Annotated in this window: 27 protein-coding genes; 3 read left to right on the top strand and 24 right to left on the bottom strand. The window is 36.9% G+C overall.

What is annotated here, in order from left to right:
• Positions 1-48 precede the first annotated feature (48 nt).
• From Ami3637_RS10265 to Ami3637_RS10210, 12 genes are all read right to left on the bottom strand, one after another.
• The gene (locus Ami3637_RS10265; RefSeq protein WP_162362494.1) at positions 49-708 is read right to left on the bottom strand and encodes a methionine ABC transporter permease; all 660 of its coding nucleotides are present in this window, start codon (positions 706-708) and stop codon (positions 49-51) included.
• Positions 698-1,735 (bottom strand): methionine ABC transporter ATP-binding protein, encoded by a 1,038-nt coding sequence (locus Ami3637_RS10260; RefSeq protein ID WP_162362493.1) that lies wholly within the window; start codon positions 1,733-1,735, stop codon positions 698-700. The genes Ami3637_RS10265 and Ami3637_RS10260 overlap by 11 nt, the downstream gene beginning before the upstream one ends.
• A 382-nt stretch (positions 1,736-2,117) precedes the next feature.
• Positions 2,118-2,642, bottom strand: a complete 525-nt coding sequence (locus tag Ami3637_RS10255; protein ID WP_162362492.1) for a methyl-accepting chemotaxis protein — start codon at positions 2,640-2,642, stop codon at positions 2,118-2,120.
• Entirely contained in the window at positions 2,639-4,126 is a 1,488-nt protein-coding gene (locus Ami3637_RS10250; RefSeq protein WP_162362491.1) for a PDC sensor domain-containing protein, read from the bottom strand. The genes Ami3637_RS10255 and Ami3637_RS10250 overlap by 4 nt, the downstream gene beginning before the upstream one ends.
• A 159-nt stretch (positions 4,127-4,285) precedes the next feature.
• Entirely contained in the window at positions 4,286-6,304 is a 2,019-nt protein-coding gene (locus Ami3637_RS10245) for a methyl-accepting chemotaxis protein (RefSeq protein ID WP_162362490.1), read from the bottom strand.
• Between the two features lie 136 nt (positions 6,305-6,440).
• Positions 6,441-7,838, bottom strand: coding sequence for an MATE family efflux transporter (locus tag Ami3637_RS10240; protein WP_162362489.1), 1,398 nt, complete (start codon positions 7,836-7,838; stop codon positions 6,441-6,443).
• The gene (locus Ami3637_RS10235; RefSeq protein ID WP_162362488.1) at positions 7,819-8,286 is read right to left on the bottom strand and encodes a YbaK/EbsC family protein; all 468 of its coding nucleotides are present in this window, start codon (positions 8,284-8,286) and stop codon (positions 7,819-7,821) included. The genes Ami3637_RS10240 and Ami3637_RS10235 overlap by 20 nt, the downstream gene beginning before the upstream one ends.
• Positions 8,287-8,458: 172 nt before the next feature.
• Positions 8,459-9,301, bottom strand: coding sequence for a pantoate--beta-alanine ligase (panC, locus tag Ami3637_RS10230; RefSeq protein WP_162362487.1), 843 nt, complete (start codon positions 9,299-9,301; stop codon positions 8,459-8,461).
• Between the two features lie 303 nt (positions 9,302-9,604).
• Positions 9,605-12,175, bottom strand: a complete 2,571-nt coding sequence (locus Ami3637_RS10225; protein WP_162362486.1) for a heavy metal translocating P-type ATPase — start codon at positions 12,173-12,175, stop codon at positions 9,605-9,607.
• Positions 12,176-12,191: 16 nt separating this feature from the next.
• Positions 12,192-12,455, bottom strand: a complete 264-nt coding sequence (locus tag Ami3637_RS10220) for a metal-sensing transcriptional repressor (RefSeq protein ID WP_162362485.1) — start codon at positions 12,453-12,455, stop codon at positions 12,192-12,194.
• A gap of 231 nt (positions 12,456-12,686) precedes the next feature.
• Positions 12,687-13,520, bottom strand: a complete 834-nt coding sequence (locus tag Ami3637_RS10215) for a pentapeptide repeat-containing protein (protein WP_162362484.1) — start codon at positions 13,518-13,520, stop codon at positions 12,687-12,689.
• 9 nt (positions 13,521-13,529) lie between these two features.
• Entirely contained in the window at positions 13,530-13,868 is a 339-nt protein-coding gene (locus Ami3637_RS10210; protein WP_162362483.1) for a winged helix-turn-helix transcriptional regulator, read from the bottom strand.
• Positions 13,869-14,010: 142 nt separating this feature from the next.
• Here Ami3637_RS10210 and Ami3637_RS10205 point away from each other — a divergent pair, with 142 nt between their 5' ends.
• Complete coding sequence (locus tag Ami3637_RS10205; RefSeq protein WP_162362482.1) at positions 14,011-14,406, top strand: pyridoxamine 5'-phosphate oxidase family protein; 396 nt, start codon at positions 14,011-14,013, stop codon at positions 14,404-14,406.
• Between the two features lie 80 nt (positions 14,407-14,486).
• Here the strand turns inward: Ami3637_RS10205 and Ami3637_RS10200 are convergent, their stop codons facing one another.
• From Ami3637_RS10200 to ytvI, 3 genes are all read right to left on the bottom strand, one after another.
• Positions 14,487-14,720, bottom strand: a complete 234-nt coding sequence (locus Ami3637_RS10200; protein WP_162362481.1) for an AbrB/MazE/SpoVT family DNA-binding domain-containing protein — start codon at positions 14,718-14,720, stop codon at positions 14,487-14,489.
• Positions 14,721-15,361: 641 nt separating this feature from the next.
• Positions 15,362-16,753 (bottom strand): stalk domain-containing protein, encoded by a 1,392-nt coding sequence (locus Ami3637_RS10195; RefSeq protein WP_162362480.1) that lies wholly within the window; start codon positions 16,751-16,753, stop codon positions 15,362-15,364.
• 256 nt (positions 16,754-17,009) lie between these two features.
• Positions 17,010-18,089, bottom strand: a complete 1,080-nt coding sequence (ytvI, locus tag Ami3637_RS10190; RefSeq protein WP_162362479.1) for a sporulation integral membrane protein YtvI — start codon at positions 18,087-18,089, stop codon at positions 17,010-17,012.
• A gap of 261 nt (positions 18,090-18,350) precedes the next feature.
• Here ytvI and Ami3637_RS10185 point away from each other — a divergent pair, with 261 nt between their 5' ends.
• On the top strand, positions 18,351-18,695 hold the full coding sequence (locus tag Ami3637_RS10185; protein WP_162362478.1) for a GIY-YIG nuclease family protein: 345 nt from the start codon (positions 18,351-18,353) through the stop codon (positions 18,693-18,695).
• A gap of 10 nt (positions 18,696-18,705) precedes the next feature.
• Positions 18,706-18,987 carry a DUF2087 domain-containing protein gene (locus Ami3637_RS10180; protein ID WP_162362477.1) on the top strand — a complete coding sequence of 94 codons (282 nt, stop codon included), beginning with the start codon at positions 18,706-18,708 and terminating at the stop codon, positions 18,985-18,987.
• Positions 18,988-19,131: 144 nt separating this feature from the next.
• On the opposite strand, the gene Ami3637_RS17910 is transcribed toward Ami3637_RS10180, so the two are convergent.
• From Ami3637_RS17910 to Ami3637_RS10140, 9 genes are all read right to left on the bottom strand, one after another.
• A complete protein-coding gene (locus Ami3637_RS17910) occupies positions 19,132-19,260 on the bottom strand; it encodes a hypothetical protein (RefSeq protein ID WP_279286662.1) in 129 nt (42 codons plus the stop codon).
• The gene (locus tag Ami3637_RS10175; RefSeq protein WP_162362476.1) at positions 19,260-19,463 is read right to left on the bottom strand and encodes a hypothetical protein; all 204 of its coding nucleotides are present in this window, start codon (positions 19,461-19,463) and stop codon (positions 19,260-19,262) included. The genes Ami3637_RS17910 and Ami3637_RS10175 overlap by 1 nt, the downstream gene beginning before the upstream one ends.
• 365 nt (positions 19,464-19,828) lie before the next feature.
• The gene (locus Ami3637_RS10170; protein WP_162362475.1) at positions 19,829-20,731 is read right to left on the bottom strand and encodes a hypothetical protein; all 903 of its coding nucleotides are present in this window, start codon (positions 20,729-20,731) and stop codon (positions 19,829-19,831) included.
• Positions 20,732-20,905: 174 nt separating this feature from the next.
• A complete protein-coding gene (locus Ami3637_RS10165) occupies positions 20,906-21,778 on the bottom strand; it encodes an AraC family transcriptional regulator (protein ID WP_162362474.1) in 873 nt (290 codons plus the stop codon).
• 81 nt (positions 21,779-21,859) lie between these two features.
• Complete coding sequence (locus Ami3637_RS10160) at positions 21,860-22,864, bottom strand: C45 family autoproteolytic acyltransferase/hydolase (RefSeq protein WP_162362473.1); 1,005 nt, start codon at positions 22,862-22,864, stop codon at positions 21,860-21,862.
• Between the two features lie 144 nt (positions 22,865-23,008).
• Positions 23,009-23,629, bottom strand: coding sequence for a class I SAM-dependent methyltransferase (locus tag Ami3637_RS10155; protein WP_202931041.1), 621 nt, complete (start codon positions 23,627-23,629; stop codon positions 23,009-23,011).
• A 68-nt stretch (positions 23,630-23,697) separates the two neighbouring features.
• Entirely contained in the window at positions 23,698-24,111 is a 414-nt protein-coding gene (locus tag Ami3637_RS10150; RefSeq protein ID WP_162362472.1) for a DUF3788 domain-containing protein, read from the bottom strand.
• 65 nt (positions 24,112-24,176) lie between these two features.
• Positions 24,177-25,055 (bottom strand): patatin-like phospholipase family protein, encoded by an 879-nt coding sequence (locus Ami3637_RS10145; RefSeq protein WP_162362471.1) that lies wholly within the window; start codon positions 25,053-25,055, stop codon positions 24,177-24,179.
• 6 nt (positions 25,056-25,061) lie between these two features.
• Complete coding sequence (locus Ami3637_RS10140; RefSeq protein ID WP_162362470.1) at positions 25,062-26,054, bottom strand: copper amine oxidase N-terminal domain-containing protein; 993 nt, start codon at positions 26,052-26,054, stop codon at positions 25,062-25,064.
• Positions 26,055-26,119 lie beyond the last annotated feature (65 nt).

The raw sequence follows: 26,119 nt of genomic DNA, 5'->3' as shown, positions 1-26,119 counted from the left end.
GGGATAAAACTCCTGCTAAAACTCTTTTTTCATAATAAATCCTCCTTCTTATTTTCTTTTATCTAAACGGTTTGACACTTTCATGCCTACTGTTTGAAACAATTGTACAAGTATGATTAACAGAATAACAGTAACCAGCATAATATCTGTCTGGTATCTATAGTACCCATAACGAACAGCAATATCCCCAAGGCCTCCTCCGCCTACAGTTCCCGCCATGGCAGAATAGCCCAGAATCGTTCCAATGGCAATTGTAGCCCCTACGATAATAGATGTTCTTGCTTCCACTAAAAGCACTCTGGTAATAATTGAAAATGTTCCTGCACCCATGGACTGAGCTGCTTCAATCACGCCATAATCTACTTCTTTTATGGATGATTCTACCATTCTGGCAATAAACGGTACTGCTGCTACCACTAATGGAACAATGGTAGCAGTTGAACCATAACTTTGTCCAACAACTACTCTTGTAAAAGGAATGATAACGATTAATAAAATCAGAAAAGGTACACTTCTCACCACATTTGCTATAAAATCCAGAACCTTGTAAATAACTACATTTGGCTTAAGGCCTTCTTTATCTGAAATAGCCAATAAGATTCCCATAGGCAGGCCAAACAAATATCCCAGCAAAGTAGAAACCAAAGTCATGTAAACGGTTTCCCCAGTGCCTTTTATAAGCATGTCTGTTATTTCACTACTCCACATCTTCCATAACCTCCTCTATTTCAAGCCCACAATCCAGCAGGTAATTTTTTATGTTTATCTGAATATTTTTGTCCTGGGGAATGCCTAAAATCATTTCCCCCTTTGCAACCCCTCCCACATTTTTTGTGTCAGCCTTTAATATGTTCACAGGTGTGCCAAACTTTAAAACCATATTTGCAATAACAGGTTCAAAGGCAGAATTCTCAGAAAAGACAATACGAATCTTGTCTGTTTGCTCCAAACGTTCTTTCAGACGTCTTTCTCCAGTCCAGGTTTCCTCTTCCTTTTGCCCGATTATTAATTCCCGTGCTTTCTTTGACTTTGGATGGTTAAAAATATCCACCATAGTTCCCTGCTCAATAATCCTGCCTTTTTCTACAATAGCCACATGAGTGCAGATTTTTCGAACTACAGCCATTTCATGGGTTATAATTACAATGGTAATTCCATATTTATAGTTAATCTCCTGAAGAAGTTCTAAAATGGACTCCGTAGTTTGCGGGTCCAGGGCACTGGTTGCCTCATCACAAAGTAGAATCTTAGGATTAACTGCCAATGCTCTGGCTATGGCAACTCTCTGTTTTTGTCCCCCTGACAGTTGAACTGGATAAGCATTTGCCTTGTCACTTAGTCCTACCGTTTCCAGCAACTGCTCTGCTCTTTTTCTGGCCTCCCGTTTCTTAACTCCCTGAATAATCAGCGGAAAAGCAATATTATCAATTACTTTCTTTTGCATTAACAGATTAAAATGTTGAAAGATCATGGAAATTTCAGTTCTTTTCTTCCTAAGTTCTTTTTCCGTTAATTTTCCTAAATCCTCTCCCTCTATGAGTACACTTCCCTCTGACGGCTTTTCCAGGTAATTCAGGCACCGTACCAATGTACTTTTACCTGCTCCGGACATTCCGATAATCCCAAATATTTCACCTTTCTGGATTTCCAGATTAATGTCTTTCAATGCTTCAACATTACTAGTCTTGGATTTGAATATTTTTGAAACATTTTTTACTTCAATTACAGGTTTCATCCTGTTCCTCCTTTTCTGATCTTCTAAAAAATAAGGCAGGTACACGCATGTACCTGCCTTCTATAATCTATACATATAAGCTCAGACTATAAAACTACATAATCAGACGCACACGTAAATAATCCATGATGCCACACATATACATGCACATGTAATCACAGAAGCTCATCAACATAGTCTTAATCATGTGATTATTTATAGTGTTCATGATTGTCCTCCTTATATTTCATATTTATCCTATAGAAATTAAAAATAAATATACCACGGATTTTTTATGTTGTCAACAGTGTTTTACCCCTCAAAAAGGCTCCTTATGATTTTAATTTTATCATAAAGAGCCTTTTTCTGTCATCTAAAAACTTAATTAATTATTATCCATTATTTAGATTTTAAATTGTGAAGCAACGCTCTGTAATGCATTTGCCTGCTTTGAAAGTTCATCACTTGCTGCTGAACTTTCTTCTGCCGTTGCCGCATTTGTCTGTACAACAGAACTAATCTGTTCTACACCCTCCAGGGTTTGCTTCAGGGCACTTGCCTGTCCTACTGATGCTGAAGAAATCTCGTTTATCAGGTCTACTGTCTGGGAAACTCCTTCAATAACCTCACCCAGCATTTCTCCTGTCTTGTTAGCAATCTGGGTTCCGTTTTCTACTGCCTTTACCGTTTCTTCTATCAGGTGAGTCGTATCCTTAGCTGCTTCAGCTGACTTGCTTGCCAGATTTCTTACTTCATCTGCCACTACTGCAAATCCCTTACCTGCCTCTCCTGCTCTTGCAGCCTCTACTGCAGCATTTAAGGCCAATATATTGGTCTGGAAGGCTATATCCTCAATTACTTTGATAATCTTTCCTATTTCTGCAGATTTTTCATTGATTTCTGCAATAGCAGTAATCATCTGTCTCATCTGCTCGTTACTCTGGTCTGCTGTCCCCCTACAATTCTTACCTGCTCTGAAGCATTCATAGCGTGGTCAGCATTCTTTGTTACACGGTCAGATAATTCATTTATAGTTGCTGTTAATTCCTCTGTTGTGCTTGCCTGATGAGTAGCTCCCTGAGCAAGCATCTGGGCTGCATTAGCTATCTGTCCTGAACCACTGGCAACCTTTTCTGAGGTTTCTATAATCTGTCCTATGGTACTCTTAAACACTTTAGATACCTGGAGCAGGGATTCTTTTAGCTTTGCAAATTCTCCATCATAAGACTGATTTAACTGTATGTCAAGATGTCCAGCTGCAAACTGATCAAGGGAAGCAGATACTTCATCTATGTAGTCTATGTACTGTCTCAGTCTTATTACCAGGCTCCGCATGGAATCTGCCAGCCTTCCTGTTTCATCCGCAGAATTTATATCTACATCAGCATCAAGATTTCCCTTTGCCAGCTCATCTGTAACATTGGTAAGTTTTCTCAGTGGTGCAACGATACGTCTCACTACAACTGTCATAACCAGGTACAGTATGATAATAGCCGTTATATAAACAATCATAATGTTTCGCTTTGTAGTATTTGTCACTTTCATAAAGTCTTTTTCCGGAATAATATAAACTACTTTCCATCCAGCATCTCTGGTGGTCTGTACAACACCAAAGCATGATTCTTTATTGTCTTTAAATTTAATTACTTTATTGGTTGGTTTTGCTATCTCACTTAGCATTGCGTCACTAAACCCAGCCTTGTCTGCACTTTTCAGTAAAAGGTTTGTGTCTTTACTTGCTAAAATGGAATTCTTTGCTGAAATTAACATTTTATATGCATTGCCATAATTACTTTTGGATTTTACTACCATGTCACTTAATTCATTTATGGTTACATCAATAGCGGCAACGCCGATAATCTTTGAATCATTGGTATCATATAGTGGAACAGATACGGTGATAATCATATTTCCTGTATCTGAATCTTTATAGGGCTCTGCTATAACATATCCCTTGTCGATTTTTTCCTGACTGTCAAACCAATACTCCCGGGTTTTTAAATCAAAACTGGAATCAGGAATCCATCCTGCACCATCTAACCCAACATTGGTATCTGCAGTCACAGCGTAAGCAGCCAGAATCTGGCCGTTACTTTGATCCGTAATTCTTTTTAAGGTATTATAGCAATCTGCAAATTGGGGACTTGAAGTTAATGCCTCTCTTGTAGTGGCCTGAGTAAGAAGATTTCTGATTTCACTATTAGATGCTATCTGATCAGCAATAGCAATGTACTTTGTAAAATATTCGTTAATCTCTGAGTTTACCGCGCCCGTAGATAATTTCGAAATATACTCTTCGTTTGAAACTGCTGTGTTTACTACAGTGTTGATAGTAACAAAGGCGGAAACAATCATTGCAAGAATCGCAACGCCTCCTATAGTTACCATAATTTTTGTCTTTAGGCTTCTCATTACTTATAGTGCTCCTTTCAACCAGGTACCTGTCGTACCGCATAAATAAAATTTCAGCTATTTCTAATATTAGCACCATGCTCCCCAAAAATCCAGCAAAAGAACCCTAAAACTGGAAGTTTTTTAGGGTTCTTTTGTCGTTTTTTGTCTTATTTTGTTCTATTGTATCTTAAATTGTGAAGCAACACTTTTTAATGTGCCCGCCTGCTTTGAAAGCTCATCGCTTGCTGCTGAACTTTCTTCTGCCGTTGCAGCATTTGTCTGTACAACAAAACTAATTTGTTCCACACCCTCCAGGGTTTGCTTCAGGGCACTTGCCTGTCCTACAGATGCAGAAGAAATTTCATTTATCAGTTCTACTGTCTGGGATACTCCTTCAATAACCTGACCCAGCATTTCGCCTGTCTTGTTTGCAATCTGTGTTCCATTCTCTACGGCCTTTACCGTTTCTTCTATCAGGTGAGTCGTATCCTTAGCTGCTTCAGCTGACTTGCTTGCGAGATTTCTCACTTCATCTGCCACTACTGCAAATCCCTTGCCAGCCTCTCCTGCTCTCGCTGCCTCTACTGCAGCATTTAAGGCTAATATATTGGTCTGGAAGGCTATATCTTCAATTACTTTGATAATCTTTCCTATTTCTGCAGATTTATCATTGATTTCTGCAATAGCTGTAATCATCTGTCTCATCTGCTCGTTACTCTGGTCTGCTGTTCCTCCTACAATTTTTACCTGCTCTGAAGCATTCATGGCATGGTCAGCATTCTTTGTCACCCGGTCAGATAATTCATTTATGGTTGCGGTTAACTGCTGTGTGGTGCTTGCCTGATGAGTAGCTCCCTGGGCCAGCATCTGGGATGCATTGGCAATTTCACCAGAACCACTGGCAACTTTTTCTGAGGTTTCTATAATCTGTCCTATCGTACTCTTAAACACTCTGGATACCTGCAGCAGTGATTGCTTAATCTTTGCGAATTCCCCATCATAGGAATGTACCAGCTTTATATCCAGATGCCCGGCAGCAAATTCATCAAGTGAAGCGGCTACTTCATCTATGTAGTCTATGTACTGTCTTAGTCGTATTACCAGACTTCGCATGGAATCCGCCAGTCTTCCGGTTTCATCCGCAGAAGTGATATCGATATCAGCATGCAGGTTCCCCTTTGCCAGTTCATCTGTAACGCTGGTAAGTTTCCTCAGGGGAGCAGCAATTCCTTTGGCTACAAAGGCTATTACAATAAACAAAAGAATAATTGCAATAATGTATATCAAAATTAGATTTCTTTCAGTTGCATTTGCATGCTTCATAAATTCATCTTCATAAACAGCAAAGATCACTTTCCATCCCGCATCCCTGGTAGTCTTTACAATTCCAAAACAGTCTTTTCCATTATCCTGGAATTTTATTACTTTTTCTGATGGCTTTTTAATTTCGTCTACCATATTCTGGCTTAATCCGATGCTGTCAGCTGCCTTCAGAATTCTTTTCGTATTCTTAGCTGCAAGCACCTGGTCTTGTCCTGAAACCATCATGGTATAGCATCCGTCTTTTGCGTATCCAGTATCCACATTAACAACCATGTTGCTTAAATCGTCTATCGTTACATCTATCCCGGCAATACCCACCAGATTATTTCCAGTCAAATCGTAAACAGGCGCAGAAACGGTTATAACCATTTTGCCTGTGTCCAAATCCTGATAAGGTTCTGTTATGAGGTATCCTTTCTTTAAATCCTTATCATTTCCAAACCAGTAGCTTCTTGTTTTTAAATCAAAGCCTGGGTCTGAAAGCCAGTCACCGCCATCAAAGGCTACATCTGTTTTAGCCGAAGCTACATAAGCTGACAAAATGTTTTTTTTGTCCAGCTCCATAATCCTGCTTAATGAGTTATAGGTACCCTCGTAAGAAGGTAACTGCGTGTAGGTTTCTCTTGAAGTTATTTCTGTCAATGTCTTTTTTACATTGCTGTCTGATGCCATTTGCTGAGCCATTGTAATATACTTTGTAAAATACTCGTTAATATCCTGGGTTACTGTTTTAGTGGTGAGTTCTGAAACATGCTCTTCATCTCCAACTACAGTATCCATCACAGCATTTACAGTAACAAGTGCAGAGACAATCATAGCAAGTATGGCGACGCCTCCAATCATTACCATAATTTTTGTTCTAATACTTTTCATGGCTAACTCCTTTTCTCAAATAAAAAATAATAATTTCTGATTTCACCATGGGTAAAATTCACTTTATTTTCTAATATTAGCATTATTCAGACATTTTCTAAAGGGTTTTGACAAAAAAAGTTATAAATTGTTTGTTTTAATTTGACAATATAATAATTTTCCTTTTCATTTTAAAGTAATAATACGCCATTATGCTCACAAGACTTAAGATCCAGGATACCCAGTATGTATAATATACAACCATGAGGGTTCTTCCCCACATATGTGCTCCGAAAGGCAGAAACGCCACTCTGAAGGCACACATGAACAGGATATTTATAATCATCGGGGTAATAGAATTGCCTGTTCCAGATATAACTCCAGTATACACTCTGGCGGCTGCCATCATAAAATAAAAGGGTACCATGTAATACACCATATTGCATGCGTAGGCTATGACCTCATCAGACCTGGTAAAAATCTCAAAGCAGGGTTCCGCAAAAATCACAATAAGAATTTCCAGTACAACTGTAAATCCACAGCTCATAATCAATCCAGATTTAACACCTTGAAAAATTCGGTCTGTTTTCTTTGCACCAAAGTTCTGCCCGGTAAAAGTCATAACTGCAAGGCTGAAGCTCATGAAAGGCAGTATAATAAATCCATCCAGCCGGCAGAATGCACTCCATGCAGCCATGACATCTGAGCCCAGACTGTTGATATGACTTTGAACGACAATATTTGAGAAATTAATAACCACGCTTTGCATTCCTATTGGCAGTCCTAATATCAGTATTCTTTTAAACAGCTGTGCCAGAGTGCCCGTTTCTTCACTCTCAGACTGCATGACATTACTGCCTTCCTGCTCTGTATCCTGTTTCTGCATTGCAGCAATTTTCTTTTTTATTGCTATGAAAACCAAAGCAGCCGCTAATGCCTGTGCAATACATGTGGCAATAGCAGTCCCTTCCACATCCATTCCAAATCCCTGTATAAAAATAAGATCCAGAATAACATTGACTATACATGCTGAACTTAAAAAGTATAACGGAGTTCTGGAATCTCCCATGGCCTGCAAACTGGCAGCCCCCATATTATAAATCAACATAGGCAGCATTCCTGCAAAACAATACGTTAAAAAATTATTTGCCTGCGGGAACACATCACTGGGGGTATCCATCATGTTTAGGAAGTCAGGTGAAAAAATCACACCGGTTATTGAACATATAACGCCAAAGATTACGGTAAATATGGCTGCGGCCCTTATGGTATGGCCTAGTTTTTTGTTATCTCCAGCTCCTGCATATTGTGCCAGTATAATTCCTGTGCCATTTGCTATCCCTGTGAAAAAGTTTACCATCAATATGGTAATGGAAGATGCTGTACCGACAGCTGCTAAAGCCGTACTTCCCAGACATTGTCCTACAATGATAGAATCTGTAATAAAATATACTTGCTGCAATAAATTTCCTAAAAGTAATGGTATGGCAAATAAGAATAACTGTCTTGAAATCTTTCCCTCTGTTAAATTGTTACTACCAATTTTTGCAAACATCTACCCACTCCAAAAAGTTAGAATACCGCTCAAGCTCAGGTATGGTCAGTTCAATAGCACTGTTACTGCTGCCACAGGCTGGAAATACAGTGGTAAACCGCTTTAGAGATTCATCCAGATATACCGTTACACCCTCATTGATACCGAATGGGCAAACACCACCTACAGCATGTCCTATAAATTCAGCAACTTCTTCCTGATTAAGCATTTTAGCTTTTGTATGAAACTGTCCCTTATATTTACTGTTATCAATTCTGGCGTCTCCTGCCAGGACAATCAGTATTGGTTCTTCATCTAATTTAAAAGACATGGTCTTTGCGATTCGCTCAGGTTCACATCCTACAGCTACTGCTGCAAGCTCCACTGTTGCACTGGATACATCAAATTGCAAAATTCTGTCTTCCATGTTAAACTCTTTAAAATATTCTCTGCATTTTTCAATAGCCATTTCTGCCTCCAATTTCTACTATATTTATATTCGTTTCTTCCTCATTTTACCACCGGATTCAAAAAAAAGAAACTATAGTTGACAATTACCTGTAACCATAGTTCCTTCTTATTCTTCCTTGTATTAATTGATTTTCACTTACACTTCTCAGAAAATTTAACAAAGAAACAGTTTATTCTTCTCCGTATATAAAATTATCTATTAAACGTGTCCTCCCAATATAAACAGCCATTGCCACCAATACTGGATTTTCTATGCGTTCTACTGGATGCATGGTTAATGCATCTACTACATTTATATAATCAATTTTAGCCAATGGCTCTTTTTCAATTATTTCACGCATAGGGCCCAGAACCTTTTCACTGTCAGCACCCATTGAAATAATTCTCTGTCCTTCTCTGACTGCTTTGGAAAGGCATAATGCTGCACTGCGTTCTTCCTCATTTAAATATGTATTTCTTGAGGATTTTGCCAGGCCATCTTCTTCTCTCACAATGGGGCATCCCACAATTCGGATGTCAAAGTTTAAATCTTTCACCATCTTTTTTATTATCGCCAGCTGTTGGGCATCTTTTTGCCCAAAATATGCATTGTCCGGGGTTACAATATTAAAAAGTTTGGAAACCACTGTACAAACGCCCTTAAAATGTGTGGGTCTTGTTTTTCCACATAAATTATCAGAAAGTGCTGTAATATTTACAAAGGTACAGGAATCCTGATACATCTCTTCTGGCTCCGGATGGAAAATCAGATCAGCCCCCATTTTTTCGCAAAGCATCATATCTCTTTCAAAGTCTCTGGGATATGCTGCTAAGTCCTCATTTTCTCCAAACTGAGTAGGATTTAGAAAAACGGATACAATTACTTTATCATTTTCTTCCCTGCATTTTTGTATAAGACTGGCATGTCCCTCATGTAAAAATCCCATGGTTGGAACTAATCCGATTGTTAAGCCTTCCTGTTTCCATTTGCGGATCATATCTCTGGTTTCTAAAACTGTTGCTGCTACTTTCATTTGTTTACCTCTCTTCATAAATAAATTTGAAGATAGCCCTCCTATTTAACTTTCCTGCAGTTAAACCTCTCCTCAAAATTAAGACTTTATATATAAAAAGCACCTTCCAAGTCTAAAATGTCCCGGAAAGTGCGCATAATACTTTTATTACTATAAAATCCGAGTCTTATTCAATATATAATATAAGCTCATTAATTTTAACTTATGTTTTACATGCATAAAATCAAGTAAGAGTATAGTTTCCTTAAAGAATACTATCTCCGAAAGGATTATAACATATATCTTACATTTAGTAAAAAGGTTTTATTCTATTATCTCTGTAACGGTATAACCAGCCTGTTCCACAGCAGCCTTTAGCTCTTTTGTTGATACAGAAGATGGGATTTCAACTTTAGCCTCTTTATGGTCTAAGTTCACATCTACCGTGGTATCCTTAAAAGACTCCAGAGCATCTTTAACATGCTTTACGCAGTTTTCACACATCATTCCATCAATTTTTAATGTTACCATTTTCTTTTCCTCCTGATTTATATATTTATTATTTTCAGCCATTAAATGGCCCTTATACAAGTTATTGTCCCCAGGGCTGTCTGCTTTAAACATTTTTAAACGCAGAGCATTGGATACAACAAATACGCTGCTGAAACTCATTGCCGCTGCTGCAAACATGGGACTTAATTTCCATCCAAACAAAGGGAAAAAGACACCTGCTGCCAGAGGTATTCCAAGACAGTTATAAAAAAATGCCCAGAATAAGTTCTGCTTTATATTCCGGATTACAGCTTTACTTAATCTTATAGCAGTGACCACATCCATCAAGTCGTTCTTCATCAGAATGATATCTGCGCTTTCCACTGCCACATCAGTGCCCGCTCCAATGGCGATACCAACATCTGCTCGGACCAGTGCCGGAGCGTCGTTGATACCATCTCCAACCATGGCCACCTTTTTACCCAGTTTCTGTAATTGAGACAGTACCTTTTCTTTATCCTGAGGCAAAACCTCTGAAATAATGTGGTTTAATGGTAAATCTCTCCCTATGCCTTCTGCTGTTTTTTTGTTATCTCCAGTGAGCATAGTGACTTCGATGCCTATTTGCCTCAGCTTTTCAATAGCAGCTCTGCTTGTAGGTTTTATCACATCTGCCACAGCCATAATTCCCAGAATCTGAGTTTGATTGGCAAATATCATGGGAGTTTTCCCCTCTGAAGCAAGTCTGTCTATATCTTTTTCATAGGCTTTTGTACTTATTCCACTTTCTTCCATCATTTTCTGGTTTCCTGCAAAATACGTATTATTGTCAATAGTTGCTTTTACCCCTTTTCCAGATACGGATTGGAAATTTTCAGCTTCAAGGATGGATGCATTCTGTTCTTCTGTATAATGCATGATAGCCTCTGCTAAAGGATGCTCACTTTTTGCTTCCAGCCCTCCTGCAATTTCAATTAGTTGTTCTTTAGTCACATTGATTGGTAATACATCCGTTACAGTTGGCTTTCCCTGAGTTATGGTTCCAGTCTTGTCTAAAACCACACAATCTACGCTGTGGGCCAGTTCCAAGGCTTCCCCGGATTTTATCAGAATACCGTTTTCCGCCCCTTTCCCTGTTCCTACCATAATAGCTACTGGTGTTGCCAGCCCCAGTGCACAGGGGCAGGAAATCACCAGAACACATATAGCAGAAGATAAGGCAAACTCAAAATTTGCACCCATTATCAGCCATACTGCAGCAGTTACTAAGGCAATTCCTATAACCACAGGAACAAATATTCCTGATATTTTATCTGCCAGTTTGGCTATCGGAGCCTTCGAGGCACTGGCTTCTTCCACCAGTTTTATAATCTGTGAAAAAGTTGTATCTGCACCCACTTTTGTAGCTTTCACTTTAATAAAGCCTGATTTATTAATGGTAGCAGCTATTACATTCATTCCTTCATCCTTATAAACAGGCATACTTTCTCCCGTAATGGCTGCTTCATCTATACTGGTATTTCCCTCTAGTATTATTCCATCAACCGGAACACTGCTGCCTGGTTTAACAAGTACTATTTCCCCTGTCTCCACTTCCTCAACCGGTACCTGCACCTGCTGCCCGTTTCTTTCCACCAATGCAGTTTTAGGAGCCAGATCCATTAATTTTGTTAGTGCTTCACTGGTTTTTCCTTTAGATTTTGCTTCTAAAAACTTTCCAAGGGTAATAAGGGTCAGAATCATTGCTGCTGATTCAAAATACAGATCCATGCTATATTTTTCTACAATCTGCATATTGCCTGTACCAAGGCCATAGCTCATTCTATAGATAGCAAATATTCCATAGACCAAAGCTGATGTTGATCCTATAGCAATCAGGCTATCCATATTGGGTGCTCCATGGAGCAGCGTACTAAATCCCTTGGTAAAATAGTTACGGTTTGCATATATAACGGGCAGGCAAAACAAGAACTGAGTAAAAGCGAAGGTTACCGCATTCTCCTGACCATGAAAAATGCCTGGCAGTGGAAAATTTAGCATATGCCCCATGGATATATACATCAAGGGTACTAAAAAGGCTAAAGAAACAACAAAACGCTTTTTCATTTCACCCACATGCTCCTGAACAAGGTTCTTCTGGGCGGCATTCTGGTTTTCCTTCTTATTTCCTACACTCTTTTTCTCCTTTTGGGAATCGGACAGAACCGCACCATATCCTGCATGTTCTACAGAAGCTAAAATCTGCTGCTCTGACAATTTTTTTTCTTCATATTCTACCTGCATGGTGTTAGTCAATAAGTTTACACTTACATTTAAAACCCCCTCCAGTTTAGCCACACCTTTTTCAACTCGCGTTGAACATGCGGAACAGGTCATTCCCGTAATATTAAACTTTTGTTTCAATACCCACACCTCCTGTCTATTTCATTATCTTACCCAGCATCCCTATTAATTCATCAATTTTTTCTTCTCTCTCCTGAGGGGTCTCTGCATTATTTACACAAGACTTTAAATGGGCAGATAAAACTTCTCTGTTTGTAGTATTTAAAAGAGCAGCTGTTGCCATGAGCTGTTGAGAGATATCGATACAATACCGGTCATCCTCCACCATTTTTATAATGCCCTCAATCTGGCCTCTGGCAGTTTTCAGCAGCTTTAATATCTTTTTTTCATTTGCTTTCATTATAGTAATCTCCTTATCCAGCGGTTTAACACCCCCCGGGGGTGTAGTTATAATTTACTATAGAAAACCACCGGTGTCAACCCTGTTTTAACTTCATAAAAAAAAGCTGTCAAAAAAAAGACAGCTTGCTTTATAAATCAATGGCCGAATATTCATATCCCATCTCAGTTAAAAACTGGAATATGCCCTCCGTAGATATAAAAATTGTTTTACTCAACCCTCATCAAAATATCATTGCCACGTTTCAGGTCTGCTAATATATTCAGGCAGCTTTGTAAGCTTATTTCCTAATGCTGTATTAATCTGCATCTGAGTTAAAAAAAGACTTTCACTTAAATCTGCGTTTTTAAGGTTTACATCTCTCATATCGGCTCCCAGGAAATTAGTTTGCTTCAGGTCACATCCCTCAAAATTTGCAGCAATCAGCAGAGTCATACTAAAATCCCTCCCTCTGGTTTCTTCGTTCCGGAAGTTCTTTCCCATACAATCTGTACCATATTCAGGAAAGGACTTTTTTTGAGTTTTATATACCGCTTTACAAACCTCTTTAAGAACAGAATTCACTCTGCCTCTATATTTTTCAACATCTGATGCCAGTATTCGTTCTGGTTCCATCCTGGTTATCATGATATTTTCTTTAACTAAAAGATCTATAGAGTCTTTTTGTCTGTTATCTGGAGCAGCCTCTGCTGCCTGAATTAAATACCATAGCATCTGCTGATATTGATACACGGTCAAATAAACCTGATACATCTGGTTGGCAATCTGCGGATTGTTCCTCCAGTTCATACCTTTATAAATAGTTTGTGTTACTTTCTGGCCAGCGCCAAAACAGTCATAGGACCTGCATCCCTTTAAATTGTACTTTGTTAGTTTTTCATGAATTCCGCATTTAAAATCGTCTTGCAAATTCATGCAGGGATTTCCTGCTGCTTTGTCCTCCGGAAATCCGTCTGTTTTAGCATAGTATAGTGCTGTACAGCATAATCCGCAGCATTCCTCACATTTTATGGATAATGTGTCTAATAGTTCCTTATAGGAACAACTTAAATTTTTATTCTTCAACTTGCTTCCCTATTTCTTTCTTTCGATGTATTCAATATATTCATTTCCCCAGACTTCTAAACTTTCTAAAACGATTTTAAACTTATGACCTATTTCACTCATGGAATATTCTACTTTTGGTGGAATCTGAGGATATTCTTTCCGGATAACCATCCCGTCTGCTTCTAAGGCTTTTAACTGTTTTGAAAGTGTAGCCTGGGTAAGATTGGGCAGTCTTCGTTGTAATTCATTAAATCTTACAGGTCCCTTACTTAAATGGTACATAATAAGCAGGGACCATTTTCCGGTCAGGACCTTCTGTGAAGTTACAAAAGGACAAATACCGAATAGCTCGTTTCTATCTTCCATTGTTCTACCTTTCATTTTTTCTGTTTTTACAGTATCCTATTTAATACTAGGTATATAAAATAATCGTACTTGTCAATATAGATATAATTTATATAATTAAACCATAACAATTATACTATAAAAGTGCGAAAGGAACAATAATATGCAAAGAGTAATAAAATATTTAAAAGAAAACCCATTCTACATTGCCACATGTGAAGGAGATCAGCCTCGTGTGCGTCCCTTTGGTGCCGTAGCAGAATTTGAAGGTAAACTTTACATTGTGACTAGCAATCAGAAAAAATGTTACAGGCAGATGATAGATAACCCAAAAGTAGAAATCTCGACCATGGATAAAGACGGCACCTGGATCCGTATAGAAGCCAAGCTTGTCCATGATAGCCGCCGGGAAGCACGTGTACAGATGATGAATGAAAACCATGATGCACTGAGTAGGATGTATTCAGCAGATGATAACCTTATGGAAGTTTTATATCTGCAGGATGCTACTGCCACAATTTATTCTTTTACTGGCACTCCTGAAGTAATTAAATTCTAAATGTAATTTATGATAAAAGCAGCTTTCTGACACTTTAGAAAGCTGCTTTTAAAACAATCTGATACAATCTTATTAACTAATTATAGTTCTTCCCTACACTTTTTACAGATGTTCTTTCCTTGGAAATCTGAAAGTTCTTTCATGCTCCCGCAAATTATACATGAAGGATTATACTTCTTAAGTAGGATCGCGTCCGACTCTACGTAAATCTCAAGGGGATCCTTAATGTCTATACCCAAAGTTCTTCTTAGCTCCATTGGTAAAACAATTCTTCCAAGCTCATCTATTTTTCTTACTATTCCTGTTGCTTTCATTTTTTCATCTCTTCTCTCTTTGTATATATTTTTTTCACAATTTTACCATCCGGTCATAGAAATATATACAAGTAAATATTGGTAAAAAAAATACTTTTGGATTTTATTGATATTCTGTTAAATGATACATATATTTCTTATCCTTTGAATATATATTATTAAAGCGATTTATAGCCCCTGTAAATTAATATATTTATATATCTGTTTCTTAAAAAAAGATTATAATATTTCTTTATCGGTTAGCAGATTTACATCTGCATCTCCCGCATTTTTAACTGATTGTCTTCTTATATTTATCTATCTAATTTTAGCTTAAATAATTAACCTATTCCGACCTGATTAGTTTGTAAAACTGTCCCAACAATTATTTAATATGGGATTACCACTTGATGGTTAGCCTCTTTCCAAATGGGAGGTGAGGCTATGGTTACGTATGAAGGTCTTTTCACTTACTCACTAGTAATTCTTGGAATTATTTCTACCTGCATTTCAATAATGCACAAAAAATAGCACAACCACCTAAACAAGCATTTATTTAGATGGCTGACTATTTCAAACCGGTTCTGGGCTAACCACCATTGCCGAAGTGGTAATCCCTTATTGACTATATGATTTAATGTAAAAGTTTATTCATTAAATATTTATGGTCTTGAACAAATTACAATATCATACCCATCTTTTGAACTGTCTGTTTCGTATAACTGTACAATATCATTATCTTTGATATCTCCTGTATATATTCTGTATTCATCATCCTTCGTTACCTGATATACTATCACAGAACTGGATAGGTTATACGTCTTCCCAGCAATAGTAACAGAATTTCTCTTATCCGCTTTTTCTACTGCTGCCTGGTCCACATTAGGGCTTACCTTCTCTGCTGTAGCAATGACATCGATGGAATTAACACTCATCTTATATAATGCAGCATTATTGAAACCATTACCGCTTAACACAGGTTCCTTCCAACCATTTACAGTGTTTCTCTCTGAAGTTGCTGCATCAAGTTTCCTACCCTCTAGGAAACCTACCACATGCTGAACCTTGTCTCCATCACTATTTGCATCCTTCATGCACTCATTTATTACTGCATAACCTGTAGAAGCAATTTTATAGGTTTTACTGGAAGTATCGGTCTTAGTGGTAGTACCACTTGTGGTACCAGAATTATTGGTATTTGCTGTACTATCCTTTGCTTCTTTTACAGTTGAGCTATCCCCTTCTGGCAGAGTCTTCCCATTTCTGTTAAATATGACAACATCATATTTCTTATCTCCGTCGGTATCATATAAATTTGCATAATCATTCTTTTTTAAATCGCCAGTAAAAGTTCTATATTCATTATCATCTGTCCATTGATATACAACTACTTTTTTGCTCAGTTCATACTGTCCGGAAGATAAAGAAACAGAATTTCTTCCATCACTATCCAGAACTTCACCGGATTTGGAAGCACCTACAGCTTTTAACTTTGTTACATTCCCCTTCTTCATTGTAGTTTCCCATAACTGGGCTGAGCTCATTTTGGATGAGATGGCAGTGTAATAAGAATAGTCTAAATAAGTATCCATCTTCACACCATCTTTAAATCCAATAACGTGGGCAACTTTATCACCACTACTATTTGCATCTTTATTGCATTCATTAAATACGCAATATGAAGTGCTGCTTGTAACTGCAGAACTTGTAGTAGTTGTTTCTGTTGGTTTCTGTGGTGTTACAACCGTACTATTTGAGTTGCTTGTAATCTGAACAGTTTTGGTTGCATTGTCATAATTAATGCCTATCCCAAGTAATTCACTTACTTTTCTGATTGGAATATACGTTGTTCCTTTGTAATTAATACTAAAAGGCACTGTACTCCCATCGGACAACTGATAGTTTTCCCCCTGTTTTACCGCAGTTTTTCCATCTACAGCAATATTGGCTGTATTAAACAGTGCCTGTATGTTGTCCGCAAATACTGACCCTGGAATAACCAGCATGCAGGCAAAAATAAACCCGGCAATAAAACCTTTAAATTGTTTTCTCATTAGAATTTTCCTCCCATTTTTCTAAAAATCCCACCAAATATAGAATATATTTCCATTGTAGCTTTCTTTGGAAGTGCAATCAACCTTTTTCGTACAAAATTTTCCAAAATTTTTAAAGTATTAAAAAATTTATCATTATTTTTTCAAAAATAAATATTACTCTTTTTAAAAGCAAAATAAGCAGATTTGATAACTAGTTTAATGCTATCAAATCTGCTTTATCCGTTAAAAATTCAGTAATATTTCGTATAATTTTTTATTTAAATATCCTAATAGTTCCTGCATCATTCAGGTGTTTAAGTAAAGACAAGGTAATGGGAAATCCGAATAATCCGATAACCCCAAACAAATTAGCCCCAAGAAATAAACAAAACAGGGTGACTACCGGATGCAGGCCTAACTGGCTTCCAACAATTTTAGGTTCAATAATATTTCGGATAACCGTAATGAAAATATAAAGTATAAGCAATCCAATTCCCGTCTCAAAATTCCCCTGGAAAAAGTTAATAAGGGTCCAGGGAATCATGATCCCTCCAGTTCCAAGCACTGGCAGGATGTCGAAAAGAGCAACGGTTAATGCGATTAGTATTGCATTTTTAATTCCTATGATAGAAAGTCCGATAAACAACTCCATAAACGTAATGGACATGATTAAAGCATAGGAACGAATCACTACAAATAACGTGTTAACCATATACTGCTTTATACTTAAAATAATTTTCCTGCCTTTAGGCGAAAACTGCCTCAGCATAAATTTTGACAAAATATCGTAATCCATGGCTATAAAGAAAGTTGAAATAATCATTATTAGAATCTTTATAAAAAAAGCCGGTAAGGAGGATGCGATATTAGATATGGCACCTACTAAGGATAAAGATAGATTAGTAACATTCACTCCCAACGTATTTACAAACTGATCAAAGCCTTCGTTAAACATGTTTATAAAGGTTGGTGCCAGCCCAGATACAGCATTTTCTATCCCATGAAAGCTGTTAATTAGAAATGGTTCCAATTGACTTTCATATATGGTGGGCAGTTCAGAGATAATAGTAGTAGCCGTTGAAATCAGTTTAACCCCAACCAAAGAAATTAAAACACCAATGGTACTGTAAAAAAGCACCACCAAGATTACAGATACCCATTTGGTAGGAATTTTCAGTAATGATGAAATACATTTTGCCGGGCCTTTTAATAAATAAGCAATTCCAAAAGCAAAAAGGAATGGGCTTATTAAATTAAAAACATATTTTAAAGCAACATAAACAATTAATGCAATCAGTAGGACATAAACTGCATTTATTATAAAAGATTTTTTCTTAGTATATTGAGATTCCATTGATGCCTCCGGTTAAAATCAAGTAATGTTAAAGGATATCCGATTATTATTAGACACAACAAAAGACACAACCATTGCTATGCCTCTCTACTTTTTTATTCTATCATAGAATAAAAGCTTAATAAACATAATTATTCTATTGATTTTTGTAAAGTTTTGAGAATTTTATAAAAAAGTCTTTAACTCTACGGAGCGTTGATTGTTTCTCCTATTTTGGGCAACTAATATAGTATATAGCATATTCATACAGGAGGTGTATTTATGGATAAACAATCAAGAAAACAATTGCTTGAACAATATAAAAACAGAACGGTAACCGGTGGGGTTTATTATATTAAATGTAATGGTAATGGACGGACCTGGATTAAATCCACCCAGGATATGGTTGGAGAAAAAAACAGGTTTGACTTTTCTGTATCAATCAATTCTTGCATGGAGCCAGCCATGCTCACAGAATGGAACAAGTATGGGGCAGACTCCTTTTCTCTTATTATACTTGAGGAAATAAAAAAGAAAGATACACAGACCGACCGGGAATTTACAGATGACATTGAGGTCCTACTTGACATGTGGCTTGAAAAGCAACGGGAACAAAATCTGAAATGAGGTGCTTAAAATGGAAGAAAAAATTAATATCAAGAGGTTTCTTGACGGTTCAGGAAAAATTACCCAGCTACCGCAAAAACACAAACTCCGATACGCAGTATTAGCATATCTTGCTGAAAAATTTGAGCCTGAATGTAATTATTCGGAAGGTGAAGTTAATGAAATCTGTAGTAAGTGGCATGATTTTGGAGATTACTTTGTATTGCGGCGAGAATTAATAGATAATGATTTACTAAGGCGGGAGCCTGATGGATCTCGATATTGGAAACCTATAAAGGAGGTCTGTGAATGAATACTAGATTTTAAAGAATTAGCGTAAAAAAAACACCTTGGATTACCCCAAGGTGTTGCATTTTTTCTGAATAGACTTACATAAATTGTAAGCATTCGTTAATGACTTCTTCTGTGAGCTCAAACTCAATATTTTTCTCTTCAATCATTTAGTATCTTCCCTTTCTTTATTATTTCTATTGCCAAGAAACCTGATACTCACTCCTACAGAATTTGTATATTCAGAATAGTTTAATTCTGCCATTTTTATTTCATCCTTAATATTTAGTTTCATTAATTTCTATTCCTTTTCTCTTCTTCTCTAAAAGCACTAAGTATATTCCCATAGATATGGTCAGGCAGTTTTTCATCTAATAAGGGTTTTCGACTTTCAATTCCTAGCTCTTTATCTAGAATCTTATCGATTCGCATCAGAGTTTTTTGTTGGTCAAATCCCAAGTTGGTCACTTCTTTCAACAAATCAAGTGCAGTTCTCATTTTATCTACCTCCCCAATAAAACTCAGCTGAGACTTATTTAAAAATAATATTTAATTTCTCAAATTTCAATCTTATATTCATTTAACATTTCCACAGAGCTTTTTATTATAACTAAAATTAAAAAACTCTTGCAATAAAAATCACAAGAGTTGAAACAATATCTTATTCATTAATTATCAATTAACTGTCTGGTACCTATCAGGTACATTCTTTTGCAATAGATTTATTATATCACATATCCAAAAATAAAGCAAATTAATATTATATCTTTTTTTCTTGGTAAGTATTAACTCTATCATAAAGATAATTATTCTGCATGAATCATCCAGAGGAGTGGATTGAATAAAAACTATCAGAGCCGTTTTTATACCTTATTAACACACAAGCTGCGGATATAATACTTTTTATTGTCCCTGAATTGCCATATCCAGCATTTTTCAAAGGGATTGTACTGACGAGCCAATTGGAACAAATGATTGTAACCATGTCTTGCCCCAGCTACTCCTCCATTTTGTAGAAAAAATTCATCGATTTTCTGATATTCATTTTGAACTAATAATCCATTGATTATTTCTTCATACTGCAATGTATTATTGCTTTCTGACAGCTCCATCACATCAAAGTATGAGAACAGCCATCCTTTTTCACCTACCAGAGAAAACAGGTTTTTATTATAATTTTCAGCTAACGTATTTGCAATATTACCTGCTTCAAGCATGAGTTGCCCTGTATAATCTTCATTTAAGGCAGCTATTTGTGTATAAGGCACAATTAACTGAGAGTGAACTGCACCAGAAATTACTAAAGAATATTTATTATTATCCAGCGATTGGCTTAAACCACTGTTAATGGAACTCAAGTGAGCTGTAATAAACTGAACCACACTCTCAGGACTTTCTTCCCTTTTAATTTTATCGATGACTTCATTTATAAACTCTTCCTTATAAAATCCAGTAAATTCAACGTTCCCCTTGAGGGTAACTTTATCTGATTCTTCTCTGTCTAACTGCTGCCTTTCTATGGCTTTTTCCATACTGTTATAATCATAGTCAACTAAAGTTAAGGATTCTACATGTTTTAATAAAAATTTTAAATCTATATCTTCACAGCGTCCTGCTCCAAGAATAATGGCATTTTTTATTTTTTCAGCAGAAAATATCCTTTCATTTAATACAGCGCTTATTTCATCCCTGTGGCTTTCCCATCTTTCCCATCTTTCGTGGCAACCTTTATCTGCATTGCATTTTTCATATATATCTAATATCATTTATTTTTCCTTTTCAGCCTGCAAATTATATTTTTTATTATTTTATCATATGGTTAAGGCATTATAAACATAATTCTATTATTCACCCCATCCACATTTTTGAAACATTGAAAGATGAAGAAGAAGAGGGCAGTAATGAGCTGCCCTCTTCTTCTTCATCTTTTTCTATCTCCGTTATTTAGCTGATACGGATAACCATATCTCAAAGGTAAAGTTATCTGAAAAAACTTCATCACTCGGATATACTTCAATACACATACCACCAGATGGCTGGTAACTGCTTGTTGGAAAAACTTCCGTATAAATTCTTTTCCAAAGGTCTTTAAACGCATCCGGCATGATACCTGTACCGCTAAATACCATCCAGGTATTGGCGGGTATTACTTCTACAGTTAATCCATCCGCAACCTGACCGTCCTCATACACAACGCCGATGGCATAATCAAAGTCTCCCTCATCAGGATTGTCAAAGCTGATGCCTGCAACCGCTCCTCCAAAAATATCCTTTGGATTAATATAGCTGCAAAGTTTATCTATAGTGCCATCCTTTATGCTTTCCTCCCAAAGTGAATGAATGTGTTGCTGTGTTATTTCTCCTCCTCTGCTAAAGCGTTCCTTTCGTGCGATTACTTTAAATGCATCTCTTTTTTCAATTCTATAATCCATAGTCGCTCCTCCTTCTAAAACTAATTTCAAAGAAAGTCTGGAGAACAATTTTAATCCGGCACTGTGTGCTCTGGCCTGGGTTGGAGTTATTCCATGAAACCGGGTAAATGCTCTGCTAAAGCTTTCCGGGGTTTCATATCCATACTTTAACGCTGCATCAATTACTTTTATATCCGAGGATGCAAGATCACTGCCGGCCAGTGTTAACCTTCTGTTACGGATATATTCCCCCATGGTATAACCACAAAGGATACTGAATACTCTTTGAAAATGAAAATTTGATGAATATGCTTTCCTTGCTATCTCTGCATAATCCAGTTCTTCCGTCAGGTTCTCCTCAATATAATCGATTGCGTTCTGCATGCTGTTAATCCAGTTCAATTCTTCTCTCTCCTTTCCTTGTAGTCTTAGTATAGTAAAGCCAGAAGGAACCTTCATGACTTTTTATGCGGTCAGATGTGATTACAGTTTCATTCGTACATCTTCTTTAAACTTCTTTCGGGATGGATTGCCCTCTGACCTCCATATTTGTCTGCGTTTCAAATCATATATTACAGACCAGACAGTGTCTGCATTTTTTGTACGGTCATACTGGCACATAAATCCGTATTTTCCGGCCAAAACAGTTTGTGCAAAGGAAATAGAATATAAGTCCTTGCTATTTTTTAGCGCATTATATACAGTGTGGTACCGTTCATCAGAACGCCAGTCGTCAATATCGGGATTACGGTATGGTCTCATAGTTTCAGAATTGAAGTTGTTTGCCGTTGCCACAAAACTGGTTCCATGTTCCGGTGTAATAACAACAATGTTTTCCGGATTGCACTCAACTACAGCAATATGTCCTTCTTTATCTGCTATAGTAATGGTCTGGGCAGAAGCTATAGGTAAACGATTTAATTCAGAAACAGCCTCTTTTGTGTGCGTACATTTTTCCAGTAAATATCTCACAAGCATACCTGAATTGAGCCCGGGCTTCCTTATTCTTGGATATATGAAAGTAAGTCCCACAGCTAATCCATGCTCATTAACACCATCTTCCATTTGGACATAGGCAGTGGTATTGGCATTAAATGAATAGCTCCCTTTTAAATGATAAATGCAATTCATATATAGCTTTTCAAGACTTACCAGGAAATCACTGTTTCTGCCAAAAATAATTTCTTCATCCGTACTAATGGCAAAACAGGTACATTTGTTATCAAACTCAAAGCAATACATACAAAATAAAATAGCAGACAATGTTTCTACAGATACTTCATTTCCATCTGCAATACCCCTGATTTCATCCATAATTTCAGGGAAGTATTTTTTATACTCTTTGGCACATTGTCTTGAAAATTCATATTTTTCTTCTGTTAGTTCAAAGGTTGGGCAGAAATCAAGCTTTTTCCCTGCTTTGGCCAGCATCTTTCCCCATTTATATCCTACTTCATAATGTGTCCCTTTAAATCTTCCATGATACATAAGTTTACTCTCCTTTAATATATTGAGAGTTGGCGCCATCTCACATTACAAGCGTAATTGAATAAAAATTTTATGTCAAGAACTATATTAATCTTAATCGTCAGCTAATAAAAACATCCTCAAAATAGCTTTTGAGGATGTTTTTCAGTTAAGTTCATAATCTAAACATACCAGTTTCTTTCCATTTGGAAGGACCTTCTCTTCAGAGCATGAAAAACCATATCCGATAGTTTCCATTGAACGAGTTAATTCTTTTTCTGACATCTGGTGATGCAATTCTTCTAAGCAATCAAAGGCATGCAGATATGGGCTGTCCGACACAAAGTTTTCTCCAGTATTAATTTGAATTATACAAGATGCATAACCTGGCCTGATTTTTTGGATTACCTTTCGAAAGTTATCATAGCCTATATACTCTATCAGCAAATTGGCAATAACCAAATCAGCTTCTGGCAGTATTAAGTCTGGATTGGTGAGGTCAGCCTCTATAGGCTGAAAAATGCCTTTTAAGCTTTTGTAACGCTTTTCACAGGTTTTCAGATAGTCACCGTTGATATCTACACCATATACGTTTTCAAAGCTTTCAGGTTTTATATGGTTTAAACCATTTCCTCCTGCGACACCCAATATCATAACAGAAGAAACAGAATGGCCGTAAAGCTGCCTCTCCATCATTTCATTCATTGTTTGCAGCTGCATAATGTTATCCAGCTTCATATGACTTTCATAGTCATCTAATTGTATATTCTTCCACGGATTATTCATTATTTCCTATTCAAACTCCTATCCGGCTATGTTTCAACCAGTCCCTCTATTAAACAGTCATTCCCTGGCTACTTCCTGTTGGGCTTTCGTTTTATTAAAAGCAGCTTTTCCATGTCTGAAAACAGGGATTTGTCTTTTAACTCAAACATCAGCCATTTACCATCGTGATAGGTAGTAGCTTCGTCATATAGCTTTTGAACTTCAGCTGAGTAGTTTCTTCTGTCCTCTTCAAATTTGGCTCGTTCATCTCTTCCCATTATGACCATAAACCCCAGGCCCTCTTCTTTTGCATAAAGGCCGCAAAGGGTCTTCCCACCTCTTCGGTATTTGTATTCATATTTCCACGCTTTGCCTCCGCTGTTCCAGAGTCTGTCCATTTCGTATTTTTCCTCAATCAAGTTGCACAATCCTATCCAGACATCATATAGCTGTGCTCCCATTAAATCTATTAAATCTTTATCGGTTGGTATCCTGTCTAACACTTATTTTTCCTCCTTAAAAACTACTCCATTCTGTTATCAACATATCGTTACCTGGTTGCTATAATCTAAACATATTCTTTTAAATCCACACCAAAATGCTTGTGCAAATTCAAGAACCCTGAAATCTTCTCTGCATCATTGTATCCTTTTTGATATAAACGCTGCAGTACTTCCTTATTCTTGGTAAGTGTATCTGCTCCCGCTATATTATCCGGAGCAATAATTAAGGCCTTACCCTGCTCTTCTAGGGTTTTAGTCAGAAAAACACTTTCGTTATATCTTTTTGCTCTTAGCTCCAGGTTTTTTGCTGCTTCCGGATACTTCCTTTTCAAGAACCTTGCAAGCTTTTCATCTTTTATTGGCGAACGAACCACATCCCTGGGTTTTGTAAGAATCACTACTACTCTGTCACAGCCATCTGAAAAAGCCTGTCGGATTGGTATGGGGTCACCTAAAGCCCCATCAAAATAAAGAGTATTATTAAAAGCATATGGCTTGCAAACTACCGGAATAGAAGAGGATGCCTTCAAAATACCATAATCATTCTCCCGTAAATCTTTCTTTTCAAAATATTTTATTCTTCCGCTTACCGCTTCAGAGGCGACTACTTTCATTTCAGCAGGATTCTTTGAAACTGCCTGATAATCAAGAGGATTTTCCCCATTAGCATTGCTTAAGACCCCATATACATAGTCCAGATCAATATAGGAGCCCCTTTTAATAAAGTTATGTAAGCTCATGTATTTTTTACGGAATGAGTAATCAAGATAAAATAAAAAATTACGTTTCCTTTGTCCTGCTAAAAAAGAAGCAATGTTTGCACTTCCCGCCGAAACACCTATACAGTAATCAAAGGTGATTTTTTTATCTATGCAGTAATCGAATACTCCGGCTCCATAGATACCTCTGAGTCCGCCCCCTACATCTACGATTCCCGTTTTCATAATATTTTACCTTTCGCCAAAAATCTCCATTCTATATTGAACCCCTGGTTTTAGGTCCTCTATATAAACAACCTGATCTTTAAAACTCTCTCCGTTAGCTACTCCTGAAAAATAAAAATCTCCACTGTCTACTACAATGCCTTCTTCATATACTTTCCAGCCGATGACACAGGGTTCACTTCCGCCTCCTATTTTAGTTCCTGCAATATACACTTTAGTTGTAGAGCTGTTTAAACTATCGTAATATTTTGATTCGCAGCGTATCTGGGATATTAAACATTCCGATATTAAGTCACCGGTATACGTATAATACGAACTGATTGTTTTAGGTAAATCAGGTAACGACAAATAGATTTTATCTGGTTTTAAATTACTGTTAGACACTTTAACGGATGCATCCTGTTTTACCTTACCAGTATATCTAAACTCTGTTAATTGCTGTACACCATTAATGAACTTATATTCACATTCCATATATGGCGGTCGTGATTCATATCCGGTAGTACGCCATTCCCAGATATCATCCTTACTCATCAATATCAGATTTGACTTTTCAATCCATACTACATGATATCCTAAACTTTCTGATATAAATCGAATAGGAACCAGGGTCCTGTTATTAATACTTTGTGCAGGAACATCCAGTGTTACCTCTTTATTATTAACAGCTGCTTCACAACTGTCTAATTTCATTTTAATTGTAGCCCCTTCTCCTTCTGCACTTATTTCTTTAGTTGCCTCATCCCATTTTACTTCCATTCCCATGGCTTCAAAGATTTTTCTCACAGGTACCAGAGTCCTTCCATCTTTAACAACAGGATTTACATCAAATTTCACTTGCTCATTATTTAAAATAACCCTGACATAATTTGATTTCGTGTAATCAATATTGCTAAATTCAATTGCTTTAGCAGCTGTTTTCTGGTCTGCAAAAACATTGGACAACGTTAATGAAAGTATCAGTAAAACAATAGTGATAATCGACATTATTTTTTTCATTTTAAACTGCTCCTTTTATTTTATTTATGCTACACACATACTTTATATTTAATTTTACACCAAAT

The organism is Aminipila terrae, assembly GCF_010120715.1.
Lineage (GTDB): Bacteria > Bacillota > Clostridia > Peptostreptococcales > Anaerovoracaceae > Aminipila > Aminipila terrae.
The sequence above is the reverse complement of the archived record's forward strand: the minus strand, read 5'-3'. Positions and strand labels throughout refer to the sequence as shown.

Excerpts from the sequence above, each read along its gene's own strand:
- Ami3637_RS10265 (WP_162362494.1), bottom strand. The coding sequence starts at position 708 with ATGTGGAGTAGTGAAATAACAGACATGCTTATAAAAGGCACTGGGGAA.
- Ami3637_RS10260 (WP_162362493.1), bottom strand. The coding sequence starts at position 1,735 with ATGAAACCTGTAATTGAAGTAAAAAATGTTTCAAAAATATTCAAATCC.
- Ami3637_RS10255 (WP_162362492.1), bottom strand. The coding sequence starts at position 2,642 with ATGAGACAGATGATTACTGCTATTGCAGAAATCAATGAAAAATCTGCA.
- Ami3637_RS10250 (WP_162362491.1), bottom strand. The coding sequence starts at position 4,126 with ATGAGAAGCCTAAAGACAAAAATTATGGTAACTATAGGAGGCGTTGCG.
- Ami3637_RS10245 (WP_162362490.1), bottom strand. The coding sequence starts at position 6,304 with ATGAAAAGTATTAGAACAAAAATTATGGTAATGATTGGAGGCGTCGCC.
- Ami3637_RS10240 (WP_162362489.1), bottom strand. The coding sequence starts at position 7,838 with ATGTTTGCAAAAATTGGTAGTAACAATTTAACAGAGGGAAAGATTTCA.
- Ami3637_RS10235 (WP_162362488.1), bottom strand. The coding sequence starts at position 8,286 with ATGGCTATTGAAAAATGCAGAGAATATTTTAAAGAGTTTAACATGGAA.
- panC (WP_162362487.1), bottom strand. The coding sequence starts at position 9,301 with ATGAAAGTAGCAGCAACAGTTTTAGAAACCAGAGATATGATCCGCAAA.
- Ami3637_RS10220 (WP_162362485.1), bottom strand. The coding sequence starts at position 12,455 with ATGAAAGCAAATGAAAAAAAGATATTAAAGCTGCTGAAAACTGCCAGA.
- Ami3637_RS10210 (WP_162362483.1), bottom strand. The coding sequence starts at position 13,868 with ATGGAAGATAGAAACGAGCTATTCGGTATTTGTCCTTTTGTAACTTCA.
- Ami3637_RS10205 (WP_162362482.1), top strand. The coding sequence starts at position 14,011 with ATGCAAAGAGTAATAAAATATTTAAAAGAAAACCCATTCTACATTGCC.
- Ami3637_RS10200 (WP_162362481.1), bottom strand. The coding sequence starts at position 14,720 with ATGAAAGCAACAGGAATAGTAAGAAAAATAGATGAGCTTGGAAGAATT.
- Ami3637_RS10195 (WP_162362480.1), bottom strand. The coding sequence starts at position 16,753 with ATGAGAAAACAATTTAAAGGTTTTATTGCCGGGTTTATTTTTGCCTGC.
- ytvI (WP_162362479.1), bottom strand. The coding sequence starts at position 18,089 with ATGGAATCTCAATATACTAAGAAAAAATCTTTTATAATAAATGCAGTT.
- Ami3637_RS10185 (WP_162362478.1), top strand. The coding sequence starts at position 18,351 with ATGGATAAACAATCAAGAAAACAATTGCTTGAACAATATAAAAACAGA.
- Ami3637_RS10180 (WP_162362477.1), top strand. The coding sequence starts at position 18,706 with ATGGAAGAAAAAATTAATATCAAGAGGTTTCTTGACGGTTCAGGAAAA.
- Ami3637_RS17910 (WP_279286662.1), bottom strand. The coding sequence starts at position 19,260 with ATGAAACTAAATATTAAGGATGAAATAAAAATGGCAGAATTAAACTAT.
- Ami3637_RS10175 (WP_162362476.1), bottom strand. The coding sequence starts at position 19,463 with ATGAGAACTGCACTTGATTTGTTGAAAGAAGTGACCAACTTGGGATTT.
- Ami3637_RS10170 (WP_162362475.1), bottom strand. The coding sequence starts at position 20,731 with ATGATATTAGATATATATGAAAAATGCAATGCAGATAAAGGTTGCCAC.
- Ami3637_RS10160 (WP_162362473.1), bottom strand. The coding sequence starts at position 22,864 with ATGTATCATGGAAGATTTAAAGGGACACATTATGAAGTAGGATATAAA.
- Ami3637_RS10155 (WP_202931041.1), bottom strand. The coding sequence starts at position 23,629 with ATGAATAATCCGTGGAAGAATATACAATTAGATGACTATGAAAGTCAT.
- Ami3637_RS10145 (WP_162362471.1), bottom strand. The coding sequence starts at position 25,055 with ATGAAAACGGGAATCGTAGATGTAGGGGGCGGACTCAGAGGTATCTAT.
- Ami3637_RS10140 (WP_162362470.1), bottom strand. The coding sequence starts at position 26,054 with ATGAAAAAAATAATGTCGATTATCACTATTGTTTTACTGATACTTTCA.